Annotated in this window: 18 protein-coding genes; 8 read left to right on the plus strand and 10 right to left on the minus strand. The window is 70.4% G+C overall.

Annotated elements, in window-relative coordinates:
• Positions 1-23: 23 nt before the first annotated feature.
• The gene (locus tag ACZ6PY_RS18955; protein ID WP_466073868.1) at positions 24-1154 is read right to left on the minus strand and encodes a HupE/UreJ family protein; all 1131 of its coding nucleotides are present in this window, start codon (positions 1152-1154) and stop codon (positions 24-26) included.
• Positions 1155-1540: 386 nt separating this feature from the next.
• Here ACZ6PY_RS18955 and ACZ6PY_RS18960 point away from each other — a divergent pair, with 386 nt between their 5' ends.
• The 3 genes from ACZ6PY_RS18960 to ACZ6PY_RS18970 all read left to right on the plus strand — a co-directional run bounded on the left by ACZ6PY_RS18960 (position 1541) and on the right by ACZ6PY_RS18970 (position 6589).
• On the plus strand, positions 1541-2482 hold the full coding sequence (locus tag ACZ6PY_RS18960; protein WP_466073870.1) for an ABC transporter ATP-binding protein: 942 nt from the start codon (positions 1541-1543) through the stop codon (positions 2480-2482).
• A complete protein-coding gene (locus ACZ6PY_RS18965) occupies positions 2479-3828 on the plus strand; it encodes an ABC transporter permease (RefSeq protein WP_466073871.1) in 1350 nt (449 codons plus the stop codon). The genes ACZ6PY_RS18960 and ACZ6PY_RS18965 overlap by 4 nt, the downstream gene beginning before the upstream one ends.
• A gap of 88 nt (positions 3829-3916) precedes the next feature.
• Positions 3917-6589, plus strand: a complete 2673-nt coding sequence (locus ACZ6PY_RS18970) for a bifunctional YncE family protein/alkaline phosphatase family protein (protein WP_466073872.1) — start codon at positions 3917-3919, stop codon at positions 6587-6589.
• A 194-nt stretch (positions 6590-6783) separates the two neighbouring features.
• Here the strand turns inward: ACZ6PY_RS18970 and ACZ6PY_RS18975 are convergent, their stop codons facing one another.
• From ACZ6PY_RS18975 to ACZ6PY_RS19000, 6 genes are all read right to left on the minus strand, one after another.
• The gene (locus tag ACZ6PY_RS18975) at positions 6784-7407 is read right to left on the minus strand and encodes an RraA family protein (RefSeq protein WP_466073874.1); all 624 of its coding nucleotides are present in this window, start codon (positions 7405-7407) and stop codon (positions 6784-6786) included.
• Positions 7408-7482: 75 nt separating this feature from the next.
• Positions 7483-8697: an MFS transporter gene (locus ACZ6PY_RS18980; RefSeq protein ID WP_466073876.1), complete on the minus strand. Its 1215-nt coding sequence runs from the start codon at positions 8695-8697 to the stop codon at positions 7483-7485.
• A gap of 298 nt (positions 8698-8995) precedes the next feature.
• The gene (locus ACZ6PY_RS18985; protein ID WP_466073878.1) at positions 8996-9967 is read right to left on the minus strand and encodes an ABC transporter permease subunit; all 972 of its coding nucleotides are present in this window, start codon (positions 9965-9967) and stop codon (positions 8996-8998) included.
• Entirely contained in the window at positions 9964-10863 is a 900-nt protein-coding gene (locus tag ACZ6PY_RS18990) for an ABC transporter ATP-binding protein (protein ID WP_466073880.1), read from the minus strand. The genes ACZ6PY_RS18985 and ACZ6PY_RS18990 overlap by 4 nt, the downstream gene beginning before the upstream one ends.
• Positions 10860-11255, minus strand: a complete 396-nt coding sequence (locus ACZ6PY_RS18995; RefSeq protein ID WP_053656509.1) for a GntR family transcriptional regulator — start codon at positions 11253-11255, stop codon at positions 10860-10862. Before ACZ6PY_RS18995 ends, ACZ6PY_RS18990 begins: the two co-directional genes overlap by 4 nt.
• Positions 11256-11517: 262 nt before the next feature.
• Positions 11518-11757: a hypothetical protein gene (locus ACZ6PY_RS19000; protein WP_466073881.1), complete on the minus strand. Its 240-nt coding sequence runs from the start codon at positions 11755-11757 to the stop codon at positions 11518-11520.
• Between the two features lie 158 nt (positions 11758-11915).
• On the opposite strand from ACZ6PY_RS19000, the gene ACZ6PY_RS19005 reads away from it, so the two are divergent.
• Positions 11916-12740, plus strand: coding sequence for a MarR family winged helix-turn-helix transcriptional regulator (locus ACZ6PY_RS19005; RefSeq protein WP_466073883.1), 825 nt, complete (start codon positions 11916-11918; stop codon positions 12738-12740).
• A gap of 575 nt (positions 12741-13315) precedes the next feature.
• On the opposite strand, the gene ACZ6PY_RS19010 is transcribed toward ACZ6PY_RS19005, so the two are convergent.
• Positions 13316-14236, minus strand: a complete 921-nt coding sequence (locus ACZ6PY_RS19010) for an NADP-dependent oxidoreductase (RefSeq protein ID WP_466073885.1) — start codon at positions 14234-14236, stop codon at positions 13316-13318.
• A 76-nt stretch (positions 14237-14312) separates the two neighbouring features.
• Between ACZ6PY_RS19010 and ACZ6PY_RS19015 the strand changes: the two genes are divergently transcribed.
• Complete coding sequence (locus ACZ6PY_RS19015; protein WP_466073887.1) at positions 14313-14732, plus strand: winged helix-turn-helix transcriptional regulator; 420 nt, start codon at positions 14313-14315, stop codon at positions 14730-14732.
• Between the two features lie 140 nt (positions 14733-14872).
• Here the strand turns inward: ACZ6PY_RS19015 and ACZ6PY_RS19020 are convergent, their stop codons facing one another.
• Positions 14873-15382, minus strand: coding sequence for a TetR/AcrR family transcriptional regulator (locus ACZ6PY_RS19020; RefSeq protein WP_466073889.1), 510 nt, complete (start codon positions 15380-15382; stop codon positions 14873-14875).
• Between the two features lie 18 nt (positions 15383-15400).
• On the opposite strand from ACZ6PY_RS19020, the gene ACZ6PY_RS19025 reads away from it, so the two are divergent.
• From ACZ6PY_RS19025 to ACZ6PY_RS19035, 3 genes are all read left to right on the plus strand, one after another.
• Positions 15401-16435: an alpha/beta fold hydrolase gene (locus ACZ6PY_RS19025; protein WP_466073891.1), complete on the plus strand. Its 1035-nt coding sequence runs from the start codon at positions 15401-15403 to the stop codon at positions 16433-16435.
• Positions 16436-17356: 921 nt separating this feature from the next.
• The gene (locus ACZ6PY_RS19030) at positions 17357-18577 is read left to right on the plus strand and encodes an alpha/beta hydrolase family protein (RefSeq protein WP_466073893.1); all 1221 of its coding nucleotides are present in this window, start codon (positions 17357-17359) and stop codon (positions 18575-18577) included.
• Positions 18578-18605: 28 nt separating this feature from the next.
• Entirely contained in the window at positions 18606-19178 is a 573-nt protein-coding gene (locus tag ACZ6PY_RS19035; protein WP_466073895.1) for a TIGR03086 family metal-binding protein, read from the plus strand.
• A 433-nt stretch (positions 19179-19611) separates the two neighbouring features.
• Here the strand turns inward: ACZ6PY_RS19035 and ACZ6PY_RS19040 are convergent, their stop codons facing one another.
• A complete protein-coding gene (locus ACZ6PY_RS19040; RefSeq protein WP_466073897.1) occupies positions 19612-20670 on the minus strand; it encodes an aldo/keto reductase in 1059 nt (352 codons plus the stop codon).
• Between the last annotated feature and the right edge of the window lie 2 nt (positions 20671-20672).

A 20672-nucleotide genomic window follows, 5' to 3' on the forward strand; every position in this document is an offset into this window, starting at 1 on the left:
TCGGATGGGGGGTGGGATGCGTGTCAGGTCAGGAGCGGCGAGCGTTCGACGAACCAGACCAGACCGGCACCGGCGACGGCGACGGTCGCCGCGACGGTGCCGAGCGTGAGAGCGCGGGCGGCGACCGGCCTGGTCGCGACCCTGCGCAGGAACAGCAGCGCCGGGAAGGCGAGCGCGATGATCGCCAGCTGGACGAGTTCGATGCCGACGTTGAAGGAGACCAGGTCGGCCAGGGTCGAGGCCGACAGCGGCCCGTCGACGCTGAGTGCGCCCGCGAAGCCGAGCCCGTGCAGCAGCCCGAAGCCGAAGACCACGGGCAGCCGGTGGCTCGTCCTCGGCGAGAGCAGGTTGTCGAGCGCGACGAACGCGATCGACAGCGCGATGAGCGGCTCGACGATCCACCCGGGAACGGTGACCCAGCCGATCGCGGCCAGCACCAGGGTCACCGAGTGTGCGACCGTGAAGGCCGTGGCGACCTCGACGACGTCGCGCAGCCGCTTCGCGCCCAGCAGCAGCGCCAGCAGGAACAGCACGTGGTCGAGCCCGAAGATCAGGTGCTCCGCCCCGAGCCGGACGAACCGCGGGATCTCGCTGAGCAGGTCGGTGTGGCCCACCGTGACGCTGGTGTGGGCGGTGTCGAGCAGTGCCGATCCGCGGTGGCCGTCGATGTCGTAGGCCACCATCGTGGTGGTGTCGTCGATGACGCCGTCGGAGACGCGGAAGATGTCGGTGCGGACGGTGAGCGCGCCGGACGCCGGGCAGTCGTAGGCGAGTGCGACCCGCGCCGCGCCGGAGCCGGCGAGTTCGACGCGGGCGTCGTCCTGGGCGGTGCAGCCGATGGCGCCACGGCTCAGCCGCAGCCGCCCGCCGGCGTACGCCGCCACGTCGCTCGCGTGCGTGTCCAGCGAGCGGCGCCGCACCTCGGTCGGCACCTCGGCGGCCGCGCCGTCGACACGGACCGCGTCCGGGCTCAGGACACCGTCGAGTCGCAGCAGCCGGGCGAGGACGTCGTACTCCATGTCGACGACAGCCGCGACGTCCTCGCCCTGGCTACGCAGGTCGACCGCGACGGAGGTCGCGCGGACGTGCGCCTGCGCCGGAGCGGCGCCGAGGAACACGGAGACAACGGTGGCGAGGAATGCCAGTAGACGCACGGGTGAGCACTTCCGTCGTGGGGGGTCGTGCCCCAGACCCTGCAGTGCTCGCTCCACACCGGGCAACACGCGACGGCCCAATTCACCGAACCTTCCGCTGCCGATCATCCACCGGCTGAAAGCCGGGCTCCTGGGCGCCGAAAGCCGGGGTTCGGGCCCGCCCACGAGGGCCGCATCCGAGGCCTGCCGGGTCCGGCGGCGACGCCTGGGACGCACGCGCACGGTGGACGTCGCTCCTGACGCCACAAGGCCGGTGACCCTTTAGGACGGAGGCTCGGCAGCGCCGCGGTAGCCGGTCGTCTTCCGTTCTCCGAACGTTCAAAGACTGTCCCTGCCCGGGTCGGGTCCCCTCCCTAAGTTGCTTGAGGCTACGAAAGAGAGGGCTCATGGACGGACTCCTCGGTATCCGCGCTCGTGGCATCACCAAGTGTTTCGGCGACGTCGTCGCACTGGACGGCATCGACCTGGATGTGGCGCAGGGGCAGATCCACGGCCTGGTCGGGCCGAACGGTGCCGGCAAGACGACGTTGCTCGGCCTCCTGCTGGGACTTGCCGTCGCGGACACCGGGCGCCTCGAGATCCTGGGTACGCCGGTCGGGCGGGCGCTCGCCGCTCCCGAGGGTGTCGCGGGCTTCGTGGACGGGCCGGGCCTCTATCCGTCGCTCACCGCCCGGCAGAACCTCGCCGCGCTGGCCGCACTCGGTGGCCATGACGTCCGGGCGACGGGGATCGACGACCTGCTCGACCAGGTGGGGCTCACCGCCGTCGCCGACGATCGGGCCCGCGGCTTTTCCCTCGGCATGCGTCAGCGGCTCGGGCTCGCCGCAGCCCTGCTCACCAAGCCACGGCTGCTCGTGCTCGACGAACCCGCCAACGGCCTCGACCCGGCCGGCAAGAGGCACGTGCACGGCGTCCTCGCCCGGCTCGCGGCCGACGGCACCAGCGTGGTGCTGTCGAGCCACCGCATGGACGACCTCGAGGCGCTCTGCTCAGAGGTCACCATCCTCGCCACCGGACGGGTCGTCTTCTCCGGGCCGCTGAGCAAACTGGCTGCCGAGAACCGGGAACTCGACTACCGGCTGCTCACCTCCGACCCGCCGGCGGCCCGCCGACTGGCTGCCGACACGGCCGGGATCCGCATCGTTGACGGCGCCGGGCCACGGCCCGACGACGGGGTGCTCGTCGTGCACGCGCTGGTGCCCGCCCTGGACGACCTGGTGGTGCGGCTCGTGCACGCGGGCATCGCGGTGCGTGAACTCGCGCCCGTGGTGTCGCCGCTCGAGGCCGCCTTCCTCACCCTCACCGACCAGCAGGAGGCCGGCCGATGACCGCGACCGTCGCCGAGACCCGCGATGCCCGCCGCGCCTCGGTGGCGCGCAGCTACCGCTTCGAGCTGGTCAAGCTGGTCTCGCAGTGGCGGATCCGGCTGCTGGTCCTCGCCTGCTGGATAGCGCCGGCGCTGTTCGTCGCTGCGGTGAGCCAGCAGAGCTCGCTACCGGTCGACACCCTCTTCGGCCGCTGGATGCACGCCACGGGGTGGGCCGGCCCGCTCGTGACGCTGGGCTTCGCGGGGACCTGGGCGCTTCCGCTGGTGACCTCGGTGGTCGCCGGTGACGTGTTCGCTTCCGAGGACCGGCTCGGCACCTGGCGTCACCTGCTCGTGGCGGTCCGGTCGCCGCGCCGGATCTTCGCCGCGAAGGCACTGTCCAGCCTCACCGTCATCCTGCTGCTCGTGGTCGGGCTGGCCTGCTCCAGCGCGGCCGGCGGGGTCGCGGCGGTCGGCAACCAGCCGCTGGTCGGCCTCGACGGCCACCTGCTCACGCCGGGCGATGCCGCCGGGAAGGTCCTGCTCGCCTGGCTCTGCGTACTCGCCCCGACCCTGGCGCTGGCCGCTGTCGGGCTCCTCGGGTCCGTGGCGCTGGGGCGCTCCCCGGTGGGACTGCTGTTGCCCGCGCTCGTCGCGCTCGCCATGCAGCTCGCCCAGATGCTGCCGCTGCCCGTCGCCGTACGCCTTGCGCTACCCGGTTACGCCTTCATCGCCTGGAACGGCCTGTTCACCAGCCGGGCTCAGCTCGGTCCGCTTCTGATCGGCATCGCGGTCAGCCTGTTGTGGGCCGTGACTGCAACGGCGCTGGCCTACCTGCTGTTCGTGCGACGCGACTTCACCAACCCGACCGATGACGGCTCGGTACGACGTGGGGTCACCGTCGGAGTGCTGCCGCTGGTCGGGTTGCTCGCCGTGACGGTCGGGGTCGTCGCCGCGGCGACGCCCGCCACGGGCTCCGGTATCGCGCAGGAGAAGGTGGAGCGCTCGGTCGCCACGGCGTTCGCCCACCTTTACCGCTTGCAGACCGAGCAGCTCAACCGCCCTGACGTCACCGAAGCGCAACTGAAGACGACTGCGGCGTGCAACAAGGGCGGCGGCAAGTTCGCCGCCGCGGGGCCGGGCAACGACTGGCGTTGCGTCGTGTCCTGGCACCTGCCCGACGTCGAGGCCGCAGGGACGGCCATCTACCAGCTCGACGTCACCCCCGACGGGCGGTTCGTGGCCGATGGCGACGGACCGAAGGAAGTGAACGGCTACTTCCTGGTGCGGACCCCGACCGGGGACGCACCGAACCCGCTCTGGCAGTTCGACGGCATCGTCGAGCTGCTCCACTCCACGAAGGGATGACTTCATGCAGGTCACACGCCGCCGTCGGCGTGTTGAGAAGGGCGTACCCGGCCTTCTCCGTCGACGCATCGGCCGCCGGCTCCCCCTCGTGACGGCAGGCACCACCGCCGTCGTCGTCGCCGCCGGCACCGGCATCAGTTTCGCTCAGACGCACCAGTTCGGCACCGACCAGGTCGGCCAGCTGACCGACAGGGGCCTGGTCGTCTCCGACGACCAGTACATCGACCCGATCGGCGACCGCCTCGTCCTCAACAACGGCAAGATCATGTCGTCCTCGGTCAGCCCGGACGGCACACACCTGGCGGCCTCGGTGACCGACGGCGGCATGGCTCTCGCCATCGTGGACCTGAAGAACTACCGGGTGCAGCAGCTCGTCGGCAACAACGCGGCGGCGGACCTGCGCATCAGCGGCAACGACGTGGGCCAGGAAGGCCCCACCTACTCGCCCGACGGCTCTCGGCTGTGGCTGGGCCAGGCCGACGGCTACCGCACGTTCACGGTGAACCCGGACGGCACCCTCGCCAACCCGGCGTTCATCCGGATTCCGCAGGACGGGCCCAAGCGTGCGCTGGCGAGTGAGGCGGTGTTCTCGCCCGACGGCTCCACCGTGTACTCCGCCGTCAACGGCCAGAACCGGGTGGTCGCCATCGACACGGCGACCGGTGCCATCCAGCAGAGCTGGTCCGTGGGCAACGCCCCGCGGGACATGGTCATGGTCGGCGGCAAGCTCTACGTCAGCAACGAGGGCGGGCGTCCCGCGAAGCCCGGCGAGCCCACGATCAACTCGTACAACACCCAGGTGCCGGCCGATCAGGTGACCGCCTCCACCACCACCGGCACGGTCAGCGTCATCGACCTGGCGAACCCGGCCGCCGACGTCGCGAGCATCGACGTCGGCCTGCACCCGACCGCCCTGTACGCCAGGAACGGGGCGCTGTTCGTCACCAACACCAACAGCGACGACGTGTCGGTCATCGACACCGCGCGCGACAAGGTCGTCCAGACCATCGCCACCCAGCCGTGGCCGGAGGCGACGGTGGGCTACCAGCCCAACGCCGTCACGCTCACCGACGACGGTCATCTGCTGGTGACGCTCGGTCGCGCCAACGCCGTCGCCGTCTACCGGTACACCACCCCGCTGGAACCGGTCAGCTATGTCGGCCTGCTGCCGACGGACTACTTCCCCGCGGAGATCACCACTGTCGGCAAGGACGTGCTGATCGCCAACACCCGTGGTGTCGACGCCCGCCGCCCGACGAACAGCGCCGGGCACGGCACCCACGACACCACGTCGAGCCTGCAGCGGTTCGCGCTGCCCAGTGACAAGGTCATCAAGTCCGGGACCGGCAAGGTCTTCAGCCAGAACGGCTGGACCGCAGGCTCGGTCAAGCTGGCCAAGGGCAACAAGGCGAAGCCGGTGCCGGTGCCGCAGCGGCTCGGGGACCCCTCGACGATCAAGCACGTCTTCCTGATCGTCAAGGAGAACCGGACCTACGACCAGCTCTTCGGTGACGACCCGCGGGGCGACGGCGACCCGTCGCTGGCGCAGTTCGGCGAGAACGTGACGCCGAACCAGCACGCGCTGGCTCGGCAGTTCGGGCTCTACGACAACACCTACGACATCGGCACCAACTCGGCCGAGGGTCACAACTGGTTGATGCAGGCCGACAACCCGGAGTACACCGAGTCCACGGCCGGTGAGTACATCCGCAGCTACGACACCGAGGACGACGCCCTGGGGCACCAGCGGACCGGCTTCATCTGGACCGGTGCGCAGGCGGCGGGCAAGACCGTCCGGAACTTCGGCGAGTTCCACCAGTTCCTGACCAAGCCGGCCGGCGCCACCTGGCAGAACCTGTACTGCGACACCAGGAACATGGCGGCGACGGGGCAGGACACCGCCTACCGCCTGACCTCCTCCTCCCCGATTCCGTCGCTCAACAGCGTGTCCGTGCCCGGCTTCCCGAAGTACGACCTCGGCGTGCCGGACATCTACCGGTACGAGATCTGGAACCGTGACTTCCAGAAGAACGGTCCGGCCAACCTGAACATGTTCTGGCTCTCCAGCGACCACACCGGTGGCCCGCCGAACGCGGCCGCTCAGGTCGCGGACAACGACCTCGCGGTCGGCAAGATCGTCGACACGATCTCGCACAGCCCCTACTGGAAGGACTCGGCGATCTTCGTGGTCGAGGACGACTCCCAGGCCGGCCTCGACCACGTCGACGGCCACCGCGCCCCGATCCAGATCATCAGCCCCTGGGCCCAGCACGGCGCCGTGGACAACCATTACTACACACAGATCACGATGATCCGGACCATCGAGCAGATCCTCGGGATCCACCCGATGAACCAGAAGGACAGCGCGGCCAGCCCGATGCGCCAGGCCTTCACCAAGAAGCCGGACCTCAGGCCGTTCACCGCGGTGCCCAACCGGACCTCGCTCACCGCCGGTCTGGCCACTCCGCCGCCCTGCGGTCTGGACACCCCCGCGCCGCAGAACCCCCTCGCCGCGGCCGCGCCGGCGGCGACGGTGCCGGCCGACAAGCAGCAGCTGGCGGCGCGGTGGGACGAGTGGAAGTCGCACCAGCGGCTGACCGGGCCGGACGCCAAGCCCGACTACGCCAACCCCGCCCAGATGAACCACTTCACCTGGTACCAGGCGCACGACTGGACGAAGCCGTACCCCGGTGAGAACCAGATCTTCGCGCCGGAGAACGTGCCCGGCGCCTTCATCCCGCCGGCGGAGTCCGACGGCTGACGTGGCCTGATCCGCACCGAGGGGCCCCCGGCGGCGTCACCGCTGACCAGGGGCCCCTTCGTGCGGTCCGCATCTCCCACAGGGTCGCCTCCCACCCGCTCCGCACGGCGGCAATCTGATGGATCTGCTTCTGGCCTTCGGTGCTCACTGCCGACGCCGCGGCACACGGGTCGCAGCGGGCGCGACCCCGTCGGTCAGGCTTCGAAACCCCTCTCGCTCAGGATCTTGTTGATCCGGGCGCGGTGGTCCGTCTCCCATGCATCGAGCGATTCGTCGGCCTCCTTGGCCACCTTCGTCCGGGCGTCGAGGAGCACCTGCTCCTGGCGGGCGCAGGGAACGACCACAATGCCCTCTTCGTCGCCCACCACGATGTCGCCGGCATTCACCTGCACACCGCCGCACCGCACCGGGCCATTGAGCGGCTCAACAACTGCTTTGGCCCCTGGGACGGGGATGACTCCCCTGGCGAAGACGGGAAAGCCCATCTCGCGCACCTCGGCGAGGTCACGAATCACCCCGTCCACCACGAAGGCGGAGATCCCGCGGCGCTGGGCGACGGCACACACGTTTCCTCCGCTGACCGCGTAGTCCACGTCACCCGCTTCGACGACGATGATCGAGCCGGGTTCCGCGCGATGGATCGCCGCGTGGAGCATGAGGTTGTCGCCCGGCGGGCACCGCACGGTGAACGCCGCGCCGGCAACTCGCTGGATCGGGGACCAGAGGGGGCGAATGCCGATGTCCATGACCTGCTCGCGTCCGAGGATGTCGGCGAGGGTGGTCGGGGAGATGTCCTTGAATCCGGCGATGTTGTTCATGGTCTGCCTCCATTCGAGCGTGCCCGGGTAGGACCGGGCCGGTCACTGTCGCGTCGCGTCGCTTGTGACAGAGGATCAGCCCCCGGCGGGTACGGCGACGGCGCGCGTGCGGATGCCCCAGCCGACAAGCCTCGGGTAGGTGAGCCCGGCGACCACGAAGATCGCGCCGACGGCCAGCCACCCCGGCCCGCCTCGGCTGATGACGAGCGCGGTCAGCAGCGGTGGGGTCACCATGTTGCCGATCTGACGGCCGGTGAGATAGACGCCCTGGTACTGCCCCTGCGCCCAGTCCGGGGCGAGACCGAAGATGACCGCCCAGGTGCCGGTCGACAGGAAGAGTTCGCCGAGGACGTGCACCGCCGCCGCAGTCAGCACCACCACGCAGTTGAGCCAGATCGGCAGGTCGGCGGTGAGCCCGAGCAGGACACAGGAGCCGGCGACGACGAGTGCACCGCGGCGGCCGACTCGGGCCCCGTCTGCCGGCCCGTCGGCGCCTCTGGTCGCGCGCACCTGGAAGAGCACGCAACCCATTGTGTTGATCACCAGGGCCGCCGAACCGAGCCACAGCAGCGTGTGGGCGCGCAGCGCGAGCCAGAGCGGCAGGGCGAAGCTGAGCATCTCGTTGTAGAGGCTCGCCACCAGGCCGTCCATCAGGGCGAAGCTGACGAACGACCGGTCGCGCAGGGCGATCAGGCGCGGCTGGTCGTCCGGGCGTGCCGGGACCGGCGCCGCCGGGCGGACACGGGTGATCACCATTGCGGCTGCCAGGAAGGTGGCGGTGTTTGCCAGCAACATCGCCACGTACGCGGCGCGGGTGTCCAGCAGCAAGGGCAGGCTGCCGGCCAGCGCGCCCAGCCCGATACCCGCGTTGTTGGCCGAGCGCAGGTACGCGCGCAACCGCAACCGTTGTGCGGACGCGACAGCGGAGGCCACCATCGCGCCGTTGGCGCTCTTCGCGCACGCCTCGCCCACCGCGATGACACTGGCCAGCAGGGTGAACGACCAGACACCGCGAACGGCGATCAGCCCGCCGTAGGCCATCGCGAGCAGCAGCAGCGTGCCGATCAGCACCCGCTTGGCGCCGTAGCGGTCGGCGGCATACCCCATCGGGGCGCTGAGGGCCATGCCGACCGCGGCGGCGACTGCCAGTCCCAGCGCCACCTGCGCGGGGCTGAGCCCGACCGACCTCGTGAGGAACAGGGCGCTGGTCGTGAGATAGGCGCCGTTGCCGAAGGTGTTCACGAAGTGCGCGAAGATCAGGATCCGGGCGTTGCCAGGGGGCGGGAGCACCCGGCCAGCTTAATAATACGTACGTACGGTTTGCAATCGGTCATGCGTGGCTGAGGTCATGGGCCCGGCGTAGGTGTTGAGCGACGATCTCGAGTTTCTTCCTCGGTGTGGTCGTCGAGGAGCTCTTGCCAGGTCTGGCCGAGATCGTCCCAGTCGGCGGTCACGCGGGCCACGCGTTCGGGTACCGGGGCGACCACGACCCGGCGGCGGTCGCGCGCCGAGGATGTCCTGGCCGCGCAGATCACGGCGGTGCACGCCGCGCCGGGCGGCACCACCGTGAACGTTTGTGGTCAGGGCACTAGATGATACGGCGCCGTACCCGCCACACCACCACACCGATCAGGATCGCCGCGACGGCGATGAACAGGGCCGCCTCGATGAGCTGGAACGTCCAGAACCGGTCGGCCGGGTGGTAGACCCCGAACTGCTGGATGCCCCGTGCGTGCAGGAACTGGTTGACGTTGGTGCCGGCCCGGTTGGCGGCACCCTCCAGCTCGTAGTACTCGGTCCAGCTCAGCCTGCGCCCGGTGGCGTCTGCGTAGCCGTTTTCGATCACCCAGTCAGCGAAGCTGGGCAGGTGCCCCGCCTGGTCCGTCGAGCCGCCGACGGGGACCGGCTCCATGGTGGTGAGCGGCGTGGCGTACGCGGGACGGGCCAACAGCGCCACCGACATCCGGGCGGCGAGGAACGCCCCGAACGCGACGCCGAACGCGGGCAGGCTGCGCCGCAGGATCGCCCCCGCGGCGGTGGCGACGCCGAACGCGAACAGCGCGTACGCCACCGGAACAAGTCCCTCCAGGTCGAAGGCGTCGTACTGGAACCGCCCTTCCCACGCGTCGAACGGCTGACGGAACCAGGTGAGCACCGCGGTGAACATGGCGGTGAGCGTGACGGTGACGCCGGCCAGTGCCGCGAGCTTGGCCGCCAGCCAGCGCATCCGCGGCACGGCCTGCGTCCAGGCGAGCTGCCAGGTGCCGTCCTCCAGTTCGCGCGCGAGCAGCGGCGCACCGAGGAACGCACCGATGACCACGGGGACCAGATAGAAGCCCGCCAGGAGGTTCTCGACGTACCCGTACTCCTCGTCGAGCCGACGGAAGGAGGCCGCGCAGGCCTCGTTGATACCGGCCTCTCCCGCACACCGGGCGGGACCGCCGGGGAACAGGTCGTGGGCCTGCGTCCCGAGCACGAGCAGGGCAATGCCGAACATGCCTACAAGCAGACCCAGGACGCAGACCTCGGTGCGGTGCTGGCGCCAGATCAACCACGTCATGCCGCCACCTCCGACCCGACCGCGGCGCTCGGCTCGGACGGCCGGCGCAGGTACGCCAGCACCAGGTCCTCCAGCGCGACCGGCTGGGCCTGCCACCCAGGCGCGGCCGGGAGCGCACCGTCGCGTACCAGCAGGGTCGTGTGCCGGTCGCTGTGGACGGCCTGCACGACGGTGCCGGCCCGGTCGAGGTCGGTGGCAGTGCGCGGGCCGACGAGCAGCCGGTGCTCGGTGAGGAGGGTGTCGATGTCACCGGTGAGCGTGACCCGGCCGTGGTTGAGCACGACCAGGTGGTCGCAGACGCGCTCCAGCTCGTGCACGACGTGGGAGGAGAACAGGACGGTCACCCCGCCTTCGGCCACCGCGCCCATGAGGACCTGCAGGAACTCGTGCCGGGCCAGCGGGTCGAGGCTGGCCACCGGCTCGTCGAGGACGAGCAGGTCCGGCCGCTTCGCCAGGGCCAGAGCCAACGCGACCTGGGCCTGCTGCCCGCCGGAGAGCGTTCCGGCCCTGCGGTCGAGCGGGATGCCCAGCTTCGCCAGCCGGCGCTCGGCCAGCCCCTGGTCGAACCGCAGGTTGCAGGCCCGGCCGAAGCGGAGCATCTCGGCGACGGTGAAGCGCTTGTACAGCGGGTGGTCCTGGGCCAGGAACCCGACCCGGGACAGAGTTTGCGGGGTGCTGGCGGTGACGTCGTGGCCGAGGACCTCCACCGTGCCGGTGCTCGGCGCCAGCAACCCGACGACCATGCGCAGCAGCGTGGTCTTGCCCGCGCCGTTCGGCCCGACCAGGGCGATCACGCCGCCCGCCGGCAGGGCCAGGGTGCAGTCGCGCAGCGCCCAGCCCTTCCGGTACCGCTTTCCCACACCGTCGGTGCGCAGCGCGAACTCGGTCGCTGTCACGCCACGTCCTCATTCCTCGTCTGCTGGTGGACGGAAGTGAAAAGCGCGTTGACCGCCTGCTCGTCGAGGCCGGCCGCGTAGGCGCGGCGCAGCCAGGTCGCCAGGCCGCGGCGCAGCGACGTGTACGTCGATGCCGACATCGCGGCGGACTGCTGTTCATTGACGAACGTGCCCTGGCCGGGCCGGCCGGTGACCAGGTTCTCCTGCTCCATCTGCCGGTACGCCTTGGCGACGGTGTTCGGATTGATCGCCAGGTCCTCGACCACCTCGCGGATGAGCGGGAGGCGGTCACCGGGTTGGAGAAATCCCAGCAGCACCGCCTGGCGGACCTGCTGGACGAGTTGCAGGTACGGCGGCACGCCGGAGTGGGTGTCGAGCCGGAAGACGAACACGGTTGCTCCTTGCTGCTTTCCTAGTGACATAGTAAAGCAGCAAGTTGGCGGTCAAGAGAGCCGCCGCGCCCGCACGACGGCGGCACCGGTTCCCGCCTGTACGAATGGCTGTACAGCGCAGAGATCCCCTGCTTGACCCAGGGCCCAGCCCTTCGGGACCATACCGGGGCTAGGCGATTGACTCACTTCAACTCCTGCAGCCGGCGGCAGAGCCAACTGCCGCTCGTGCCCGCTCATGACCGCTGCGCGCCACGGTTCCGTGCTACGGCGTCTGGGCCCAGGCTGATGCCCGCTCGCGGCCGAGGGGTTCTTCGCGGCTGATTTCGCGCTGGCGATCACGGCGGACGGTGCCGAGGTCACGGATGCTGACCTGGCCGTCGAGACGATGATCTGCGCCGAGAACCAGGCAGAGCTCGTAGAAGCCACCCGTCCAGTTCTCGTCGTCGCTCATGTCGTCCGCGACCTTCCGAATCACGATCCCCGATCCGGCTGAGAACGTCATCCTCGTTACTCCTGCCGCACACGTCGCGGCAGGAGAGTAAGCCTGATCTTGACTGGGTTGATGTCGACGGGAGTTTGTCGTATCCGGGCCGCGTTGTTCGTAGCTACGGTGAGAGGCGGTCCACGAAGGGGCTGTCACGACCACAGGAGCTGTCACCGATGACGCACCCACTGGCCAAGGTCCACCGCATGTTCGAGCTCGTCGAGCCGATCGCCACCGTCACCTTCTCCGAGGTGCCGAACGAGGCGTTCCTGGCCTTGGGTATGCGCAACTACTGGGACGGGTACTTCGCGGGTCGGGCCGCGCCGCTGGGGTTGGCGCCGGCCGCGGTGGTGCACGCGGTGTTCTACAACTTCGCCGACGGCGAGGTGGCGCGCCACATCCCGTGGGTCTGGGGGAAGATCACTCCGCAGGAGGCGGTCGCGGTGCGCGAGCGGGGCAGCGCCGCCGCGCTGCGGCAGATGATCGGGCAGCTCGCCGACTCCCCCGATCTGGTGCGGATCGCCGACCTCGCCACCCGCGCAGCGGTCAGCGCGCCGACCGAAGGCCGAGCACTGTACGCCGGGCTCCGGGCGCTCGACGTGCCCGCGGAGCCGGTGGCCAGGCTCTGGCACGCGGCGACGCTGCTGCGAGAGCACCGCGGGGACGGCCACAACGCCGCCCTCCTCGCCCACGGCATCGGCGGCACCGAGGCCCACGTCCTGCTCGCTCTGTCCCTCGGAATGCGGGCGGAGGAGTTCGGCCGGATCCACCACCTGCCCAAAGCGCAGCTGGCCGCTGTCGTCGACAGGCTGCGCGGCCGCGGCCTCGTGGACGCCGACGGCGGGTTCACCGACGCCGGCCGGGAGACCAAGGCGCGCATCGAGGCCCGCACCGACGAGCTGGCGGCGCCGGCGTACGACGTACTCAGCGCCGACGAGCTCGACGAGCTGATCGCCGGGCTCCAGCCGATCGCCGCCGCGGTACAGGCCGTCGGCGACTGAGCGGGTGCATCAGACGACGGCCACGACCCAGCTCACCCGGCGCCTGCGGCAAGGCATGTACAGCGACGATCCCTCCGGGGTCATCACGCCCGTCGGGCTCATCATCCGTGGCTCCGCCTGATCGGAACCATGAAGCACCCAGCAGACGACAACGACAGGCAACGGCGTACAGAAGGGCTGTCGACCTCGATGCCAGCGCCCGCTACGAGCGGCGCGGCTACACCCCGATTCGTCGGGTGGAGTTGACGTCAGACATGGCCCTGGTCCACCTCGAAAAGCAGGTGGACAAGTAGCCACCGCAGACGGCGCCGGGCGGCGCGTTCACTTGGCAGCTCGCCGGTGACGACAGCGAACATTCCCTCCTCGCAGCCATGACCCGCCCGTTCCGCCAGTCACCCTTCGCGTGCCACCAGGCCGCCGTGGAGAGAAGGACACCGCAGGGGCCGCAGCAGGCCCGGCAGATCGGCGGAGACAGCGGCGAGCGGTACGCCGCACCCGCTCGGCAGATGCGAGTGCGTTATGCCGTCGACCACCGCGCCGCACAGCGGGGCACCCCCCTTGAACAGGTGCTGCCTTCATGGCGCCAGAACCAACCGGCCCCGCAGCCCACCCTTCTCGAGGCGGCGGTGTGCCTCCGCGACCTGGTCGAGGGGCAGCACGTCGGCGACCCGGAGCCGCAGGCCGGCGTTGGCAAGAGCGCTGAGCCGCGGCCCGTCGGCACGGATCCACACGTTGGCGACCCGGATACCGCGCAGTGGGATCGGCGCGGGCCCGAGCACCGGGACAAAGGCGCCACCGCCGGTGACCGCGTCCAAGGCCGGCATGCCGAGGGAGGCTGCGTCGACGGCCGCGTCGACACCGCCGGGCACCACATCGCGGACCGCCGCGGCCAGATCGCCGCCGCGTGGAACGAAATGTTCGGCGCCCAGATCGCGGACCAGCGGCTCGTCGCGCTCGCTGGCCGACGCGACGACACGGACACCGGCGCGCGCGGCCAGTTCGACGGCGTAGCCGCCCACCGCGCCGGCCGCGCCGGTGACCAGCAGAGTCTGGCCCGGGCGAAGCGCGGCGAGGTCGAGGGACTGCGCGGCCGTCAGGGCGTTGAGCGGCAGTGTCGCCGCTGCTTTGAGGTCGAGGCCGGCCGGCACGTGGCCGACGTCCCCGGCGTCCAGGACGCAGTACTCCGCCTGAGTTTTCAACGGCAACGCCAACCGGTCCGACAGACCGACGACGCGATCGCCGGGGCGGAACCCGGCCGTGCCGGAACCGACGGCATCGACCACGCCCGACACGTCCCAGCCGATCCCGATGACGTCCCGGGGCGGAAGAAGACCGGCCGCGGTCAGCGCGCCCGATCGGGTCTGTACGTCGACGGGATTGACGGCCGCGGCGGCCACCTTGATACGCAGTTGCCCCGGTCCGGGCACCGGCACCGGCACCTCGCCGATCTCCAGGACCTCGGGGCCACCGAACGAACGAATGATCACTGCCTTCATGACTCGACCGTAAGGAGCGCTACCCTCCAACCGGAAGTACGCACCCCAAGGTGCGTACCCTACGCGGAGGTGAGGGATGGCGACGCGGACCGCGGCGCAGCGCCGCGCCGAACAGCGAGCTGCGTACGACGCCTACATCGCTGCCTGCCCGGCCCGGAAGTTGCTCGACCGAATCAGCGACAAGTGGGTCAGCCTGATCCTCAACGCCTTGGCCGCCGGTCCGCAGCGATACAGCGACCTGGAGCGCAGGCTCGCCGGCGTGAGTCAGAAGATGCTCACGCAGACGTTGCGTACGTTGGAGCGCGACGGCCTGGTATCCCGCACCGTGACTCCGTCCGTTCCGGTGCGCGTCGACTACGCGCTCACCGCGCTCGGCACCACCCTGCTGCCGATCATGGCATCGATCAAGACGTGGGCCGAAACCTACATCGAGGAGGTCGTCCAAGCTCAGGCGGCCTATGACGCCACCGTTACCGAGGACGCAGGCGCCAAGTAACGGCGATCGGGTCGGCAGCCGGCACCGGCGATCTGCGCCTGTCTCGCCCGACTGGTCGCGGCCTTATGGGTCGTCGGCGCCTGAGAGTGCCCCCGAGGTCCGCAGGTGCTGTTCGTCGTGGTCGGCGCGACCGTCGGCGGTCACCGCCGGCCGGCGTCTTCGGCTCGGACCAGAATGCCGTCGACGAGCGCGTGTGCCTGCTCGATCGTCACCGGGCCCATGCCGAAGAGCGTGCGAATGTACAAGGGGGCGAGGATGTGGTCGAGGATGTCCAGCGCCTCGACCACCGGTTCGCCCCGAGCCTGAGCCCGATCGAGCATCTCCTGCAGCTGCCGGCGTCGCTCGGTGATGAACTGGTCGCGGGCGGCGGCGCCTGCCTCACCGGCGCCGGCGAGGGCCAGCACGAGGCGAAGCGCGGCCAGGCCGGTCGGCCCGTTGACGTCGCGCGCCACTCCGGCGGCGTACGCCCGCAGATCGCCGGCGAGGCTGCCGGTGTCGGGAATCGGCGAATTCGTGGTCAACCAGGTGATCACCACATCGGTGGTCAGGTTCTCCAGATTGCCCCACCGGCGATAGAGGCTGGAGTCGGCCACACCCGCCCGGGCGGCGATGTCGCCCATCGTGATGTTGCCGTATCCACGCTCGGTCACGAGGTCGGCGACCGCCCGATGGACGGCTGCCCGTACGCGGGCGCTACGCCCGCCCGGCCGGCGCACGGCTTCTTTGTCTGCCACCACACCACCTTAAGGCAGCAGCAGCTTGCGTTTACCGGTCCGCTCGACGTAGTGTGCCAAACGCAAGGGTCAACTGCGTTAACGATCGGCCGATGCAGCCGCTGTGACCGCGCCCCCTCTCAACGCATCCAGAAACGACGGTTCACCTTCATGAGCAAACACAACATCGTCGAAAGCGACGGCGCCCGCATCCACTACCAGGCCATCGGCACGGGACCGGTCCTGTTCGTCTCGCAGAGCGGAGAGGGCGACGCGGACCGCACGGTCGACCTGGCCGGTCACCTCGCCGATCGATTCACGGTCGTCACCTACGACCGGCGGGGCCTGTCCCGCAGCATCGCCGCCGACCCCGCCCGGCCGGTCTCGATGCGGCAGCACGCGGCCGACGCCGCCGCGGTTCTGCGCGCAGTCACCGACCGCCCGGCTGCCATGCTCGGCCTGAGCCTCGGCGCCGCGATCGGCTTGCACCTGATGGCCGAGCACCCCGGCGTGATCGGCACACTGATCGCACACGAGCCGATCGCGCTGCGCTTCCTTTCCGAGGCCGAGCAGGCCTCCGCCCGCGAGAAACTGGCCGGCGTGCGTCGCGTGCACCAGGACAACGGCTGGCGCGCCGCCGCCGCAGAGGTCGCCAGGGTGCTCGGCATCAACCCGCACGACCAGGAAACCGAGCCTGGCATCACCCCTTTCCCGTTCACCGACCAACGAGCCGCCAACTTCGGGTTCTTCCTGACCAACGACCTCGACGCGGCCCTGGGCGACAGCCTCACCCTCGCCGACGTGCCCCGCGACGCCCGGATCCTCCCGGCGGTCGGACAGACCAGCCCGCACGACGGCTTCGACTACCTGGCCGCCCTTGCCCTCGCTGACCACCTCGGCGTGCCGGCAAGGCGGCTCCCCGGCGGCCACAACGGCAACCTCACCCACCCACGCGCCTTCGCCCGGCTGGTTGGCGAGCTCCTGGGCTGAGCAGATCCCTGGCGTCTGCGATCCGGAGATCTGGTGGCACTCACGGGTGTGAACTCCGTGTGGGCCGCCGCCTTCAGCGGCACCATGGATCGTGTGTGGAATGTCGTGCTGCTCATTCCGGCGACTGGCCTGGCGCCGCGTCAGATCGATGACAGCCATGGTGCCGCCCGACGCCTCATCTGCAGCTACGGCGCGCTGTTCGACGCTTCTCGTAACGGGCCGCCAGCACGGCCGCGGCATCGGAGCCCCGGTTAGCCGGGCCGGTGCCGGGCTCGATGTCCGTCTGCCGGAGTCGGCGGGCATCTGGGAGGGCGGGCGTTGACGCCGTCGGCCGCGCAGCAATGTACCGCGTTAACGATGCTCGCCGCCGGGATCACGTTCACTACGAGGACCTCGCCGACCACTGCGTCCCGGCCACAACCGCGCCCGACTACTGGGTGGCAGCGACCACACCCTGGCACACGCCCAGCGGGCGACCGATCCCGCGCGGGCCGTTCGTCGCGAATTTCCAGGAACTGGCAACCGTCGTCGCCGCGGGCAACGCCGTCAGTCCCGTGCACGAGCACGCAATCCGCTACTACGCCCGCCCGGACCTGCTATCTCCCGATCGCTGACGCCTCGCTCGCCCGGTGGGCCCTCGTCTGGCGCACCGGCGGGTAAACCGCCATGGCCCGCACCTTCGCCGGGATCGCCGCGCAGCTCGCCTCACGACAGCGACACGTGCAGGGCTGACGTGATGGGAGCGTGTTCGGTGGCGTCGAGAGCCAGTTGGTGGCCGCCGTCGGACGCGCGACGGCCCGGATCGACCGGCCGCGCCAGCTCCCCATGTGATCCACCTTAATGCAGTTATCGCTTGCGTTATGCGGCCAGCGGTCCCTACTGTCCTCCGTAACGCAGACGCTAGCTGCTTTAGGAGTGGGTATGAAGCCCGTGTTCTTCCCCGACAACCCCAGCTTCTGGTACGAGACGCTGCGCATCCTCGGGCACATCCCGTACGGCGGAGGCGACTTCGGCGAGATCGCCGTCACCAGTCAGCGGATCACCGCCGGTGACTACGACAGCTGGCACGACCAGTGGCTGGCCACCGCCGACCGGGTGGCCGGGGAGGCTCGGGCCTCCCTGGAGGCCGAGCGTCGCGTCAGCGCCCGGGACGGCTTCCTGCGGGCGTCGAACTACTACCGGGCCGCTGAGTTCTTCCTGCACGGCGATGCCGCCGATCCGCGCATCCGGCACGCGTACGACGCCTCGGTGGTCTGTTTCCGCCAGGCCGCGGCGCTGTTCGACCCCGTCATCGAGCCGGTCGAGATCCCGTACGAGGACACCACCCTGCCCGGCTACCTGTACCGGGTCGACGACTCCGGCACCCCGCGCCCGACCGTGGTGATCGGCAACGGCTTCGACGGCACCGTGGAGGAGCTGCACTTCTTCGGCGCCGCCGCGGCCCTCGAACGCGGCTACACCGTGCTGGCCTTCGACGGGCCGGGTCAGCCCGGGACCCGCCACCACCAGGGCCTGATGTTCCGCCCCGACTGGGAGCACGTCGTCGGCCCGGTCCTCGACTACGCGCTGACCCGCCCCGAGGTCGACGGGTCCCGTATCGCCCTGTTCGGCGTCAGCATGGGCGGGCAGCTCGCGCCCCGCGCCGCCGCCTTCGACCACCGCATAGCCGCGCTCATCTGCCTCGACGGCGTCTACGACCTCGGCGAGATCGCCACCTCCGGCATCCCCCTCCCCCGCGCCGAGGCCGAGCGGCGGCTACGCGCCGACAGCGACCCCGATCTCGACGCGATGATGGAGAAGGTCATGGACGCCAGCCCGATGATGCGCTGGGCCATCGAGCACGGCATGTTCGCCATAGGCGTCGACACCCCGCGCGCGTTCGGCGCCGCCTACCTCGACTACCACCTGCGCGACGGCATCGCCGAACAGATCACCTGCCCCACGCTCGTCTGCGCCGGCGCCGACGACGGCTTCTTCAAAGGCCAGCCCGAACTGCTCTACGAGCACCTGAACTGCCCCAAAACGCTCGTCGAGTTCACCGCGGACGAGGGCGCCGACGCCCACTGCCAATCCGGGGCGCAGCGCCTGGCGCTCGGCCGCATCTACGACTGGCTCGACGGCGTCCTCGCCACGGCCGCGTGACGGCCACCACCACGAACGGAGAAACCCCATGACCACCGTGATCGACCGGATCGACCGGGCCATCGACATCACCGCAATCATCGTCAAGGGCATCAACGGCGACCAGCTCAACGCGGCGAGCCCCTGCCCCGGCTGGGATTTGCGTACCGAACTCAACCACTTGGTCGGCGGCATGCGTATCTTCGCCGCGGAACTCACCGGAACCGAGGCCGGCGGCGCCCACGAAGACGACTGGCTGGGCGCCGATCCGCAGGCCGCGTACACCCTCGCCGCCGACCTCGACCACGCCGCCTGGCGCCATCCGGCAGACCTGAACACCACGACCGTCCGGCTGGGGTTCGGCGAGGTACCGGGGCCCATGGCCGCCCTCATCCACCTCACCGAGCTCCTCGCGCACGGCAGCGACCTGGCGTTGGCCACCGGCCAGCACCACCTCATCGACGACGCGCTGTGCGCCGAACTGCTCGCCGTCATGCACGGCATGGACTTCACCGCCTTCCGCCGCCCCGACATGTTCGGCCCGGCCGTTCCCTCGCCCGACGACGCCCCGGCCCACCGGCAGCTGCTGGCCTTCCTCGGCCGCGACCTCCAGACCTGGTGAGAGCCATCAGGACCGGGACCGCGCCGAGACGCCCACCGGCGCCGGATCGTTCGCGGGCGTCGACGGGAGGTGGTCGTCATCGGCTGGCGGGACGCACGCCGTGCAGCGACCATCCGGGCCGTGAAGCCCGCTACGGCTGCGCTTCTCTGGTCACGGTGCTGGTGCTCAGCCGGGCGCCCGGGCCGGGCATGTAATTCATCGTGGCGAACGCGACGGTGGGTGGCCGCTCGGCTGCGGGGTGGCCGTCGCCGGCATGTCGACGCCCGGTGACGCCGGCCGTTCCCGGTGAGGGGAACGGCCGGCTCGGTCGCCACGGACTCCCGGCGAGGGTGTGCAAGGTCAGGGTCCGGGCGAGTACCCGGTCCAGGACCCGTTGAGTGTGACGCAGGTACGGGGTGGTGAAGTGCTCCTCGAAGGCTTTGCCAGTTCTCCTTCAGGAATGGCGGGCGGGGCCACTGCCCGCCCCGGACACGGTGATGGCGGTGGCGACGTCCTCGAGATCGGCCGGGGTCAGCTCCAGCGACGCCGCACCGATCCAGCCGTCCACCTGGGCGGCCTTGCGGGCTCCCACGATCGCGCCGGTGACGCCGGGCCAGGCGAGCGCCCAGGCGATGGCGACCTCGGCCACGGTGCGGCCGTGACGTGCGGCGATCGGACGCAGAGCCTCGGCGAGCCGGAGGTTGGCGGTCAGGCCGGTGGTGAAGTCGTGGTGGGCGGTACGCCAGTCCTCGGTGGGCAGGCCGGCCACGCGCTCGGCGGAGAAGGTTCCGGTGAGCAGACCGGACTGAAGCGGCGAGTACACGATGACGCCGGTCTCGTGGGCACGGGCCCACGCGATCTCGGCGGCGGACGATCGGTTGATCGCCGAGAACGGGGGCTGGATGACGTCGACGTGGGCGATCAGCTCGGCGGCTTCGAGCAGGTCGGGCGTGTGGTTGGACAGTCCGATGGCCCGTACCTTGCCTTCGGCCTTCAAATCGGCCATGACCTGCCAGTACTCTTCCAGCGGCGTGGCGTTGGGCGACACCGCCCCGAACCCGCCGCCGGCGTATTCCAGCGACTCCCCGGTGTCGGGATAGTGCACCTGGTACAGGTCGATGTGCTCGACGCCCAGCCGCCGCAGCGAGTCCTCGAGCTCGCGGCGGACGCTGGCGGGCCTCATGATTCGGCGAGGTGCGGCCGACGGGTTGTCCGGGTCCCAGACCAGGCCGACCTTGGTGAACAGGTACGGGCGATCGGCCGGGGGCAGGGCGGCGACCGCCTTGCCGACCAGTTCCTCGGAGTGGCCCAGGCCGTACACCGCGGCGGTGTCGATCCAGTTGATCCCGGCGTCGAGCGCATGGCGGATCGCGGCGATCGACTCGGTGTCGTCGGTGGCGCCCCAGCTGAAGGTCCAGCCCGAGCCGGACACGGCCCACGAGCCGAAGCCCAACCGGGTGATCTCCATGTCGGTACGGCCGAGACGCTGGATGGGCAGATGAGAAGAGGTCACTT

It is taken from the genome of Micromonospora sp. NPDC048907 (assembly GCF_055586885.1).

Excerpts from the sequence above, each read along its gene's own strand:
- ACZ6PY_RS18960 (WP_466073870.1), top strand. The coding sequence starts at position 1,541 with ATGGACGGACTCCTCGGTATCCGCGCTCGTGGCATCACCAAGTGTTTC.
- ACZ6PY_RS18965 (WP_466073871.1), top strand. The coding sequence starts at position 2,479 with ATGACCGCGACCGTCGCCGAGACCCGCGATGCCCGCCGCGCCTCGGTG.
- ACZ6PY_RS18975 (WP_466073874.1), bottom strand. The coding sequence starts at position 7,407 with ATGAACAACATCGCCGGATTCAAGGACATCTCCCCGACCACCCTCGCC.
- ACZ6PY_RS18985 (WP_466073878.1), bottom strand. The coding sequence starts at position 9,967 with ATGACGTGGTTGATCTGGCGCCAGCACCGCACCGAGGTCTGCGTCCTG.
- ACZ6PY_RS19000 (WP_466073881.1), bottom strand. The coding sequence starts at position 11,757 with ATGACGTTCTCAGCCGGATCGGGGATCGTGATTCGGAAGGTCGCGGAC.
- ACZ6PY_RS19005 (WP_466073883.1), top strand. The coding sequence starts at position 11,916 with ATGACGCACCCACTGGCCAAGGTCCACCGCATGTTCGAGCTCGTCGAG.
- ACZ6PY_RS19010 (WP_466073885.1), bottom strand. The coding sequence starts at position 14,236 with ATGAAGGCAGTGATCATTCGTTCGTTCGGTGGCCCCGAGGTCCTGGAG.
- ACZ6PY_RS19015 (WP_466073887.1), top strand. The coding sequence starts at position 14,313 with ATGGCGACGCGGACCGCGGCGCAGCGCCGCGCCGAACAGCGAGCTGCG.
- ACZ6PY_RS19025 (WP_466073891.1), top strand. The coding sequence starts at position 15,401 with ATGGACGGCTGCCCGTACGCGGGCGCTACGCCCGCCCGGCCGGCGCAC.
- ACZ6PY_RS19030 (WP_466073893.1), top strand. The coding sequence starts at position 17,357 with ATGAAGCCCGTGTTCTTCCCCGACAACCCCAGCTTCTGGTACGAGACG.
- ACZ6PY_RS19035 (WP_466073895.1), top strand. The coding sequence starts at position 18,606 with ATGACCACCGTGATCGACCGGATCGACCGGGCCATCGACATCACCGCA.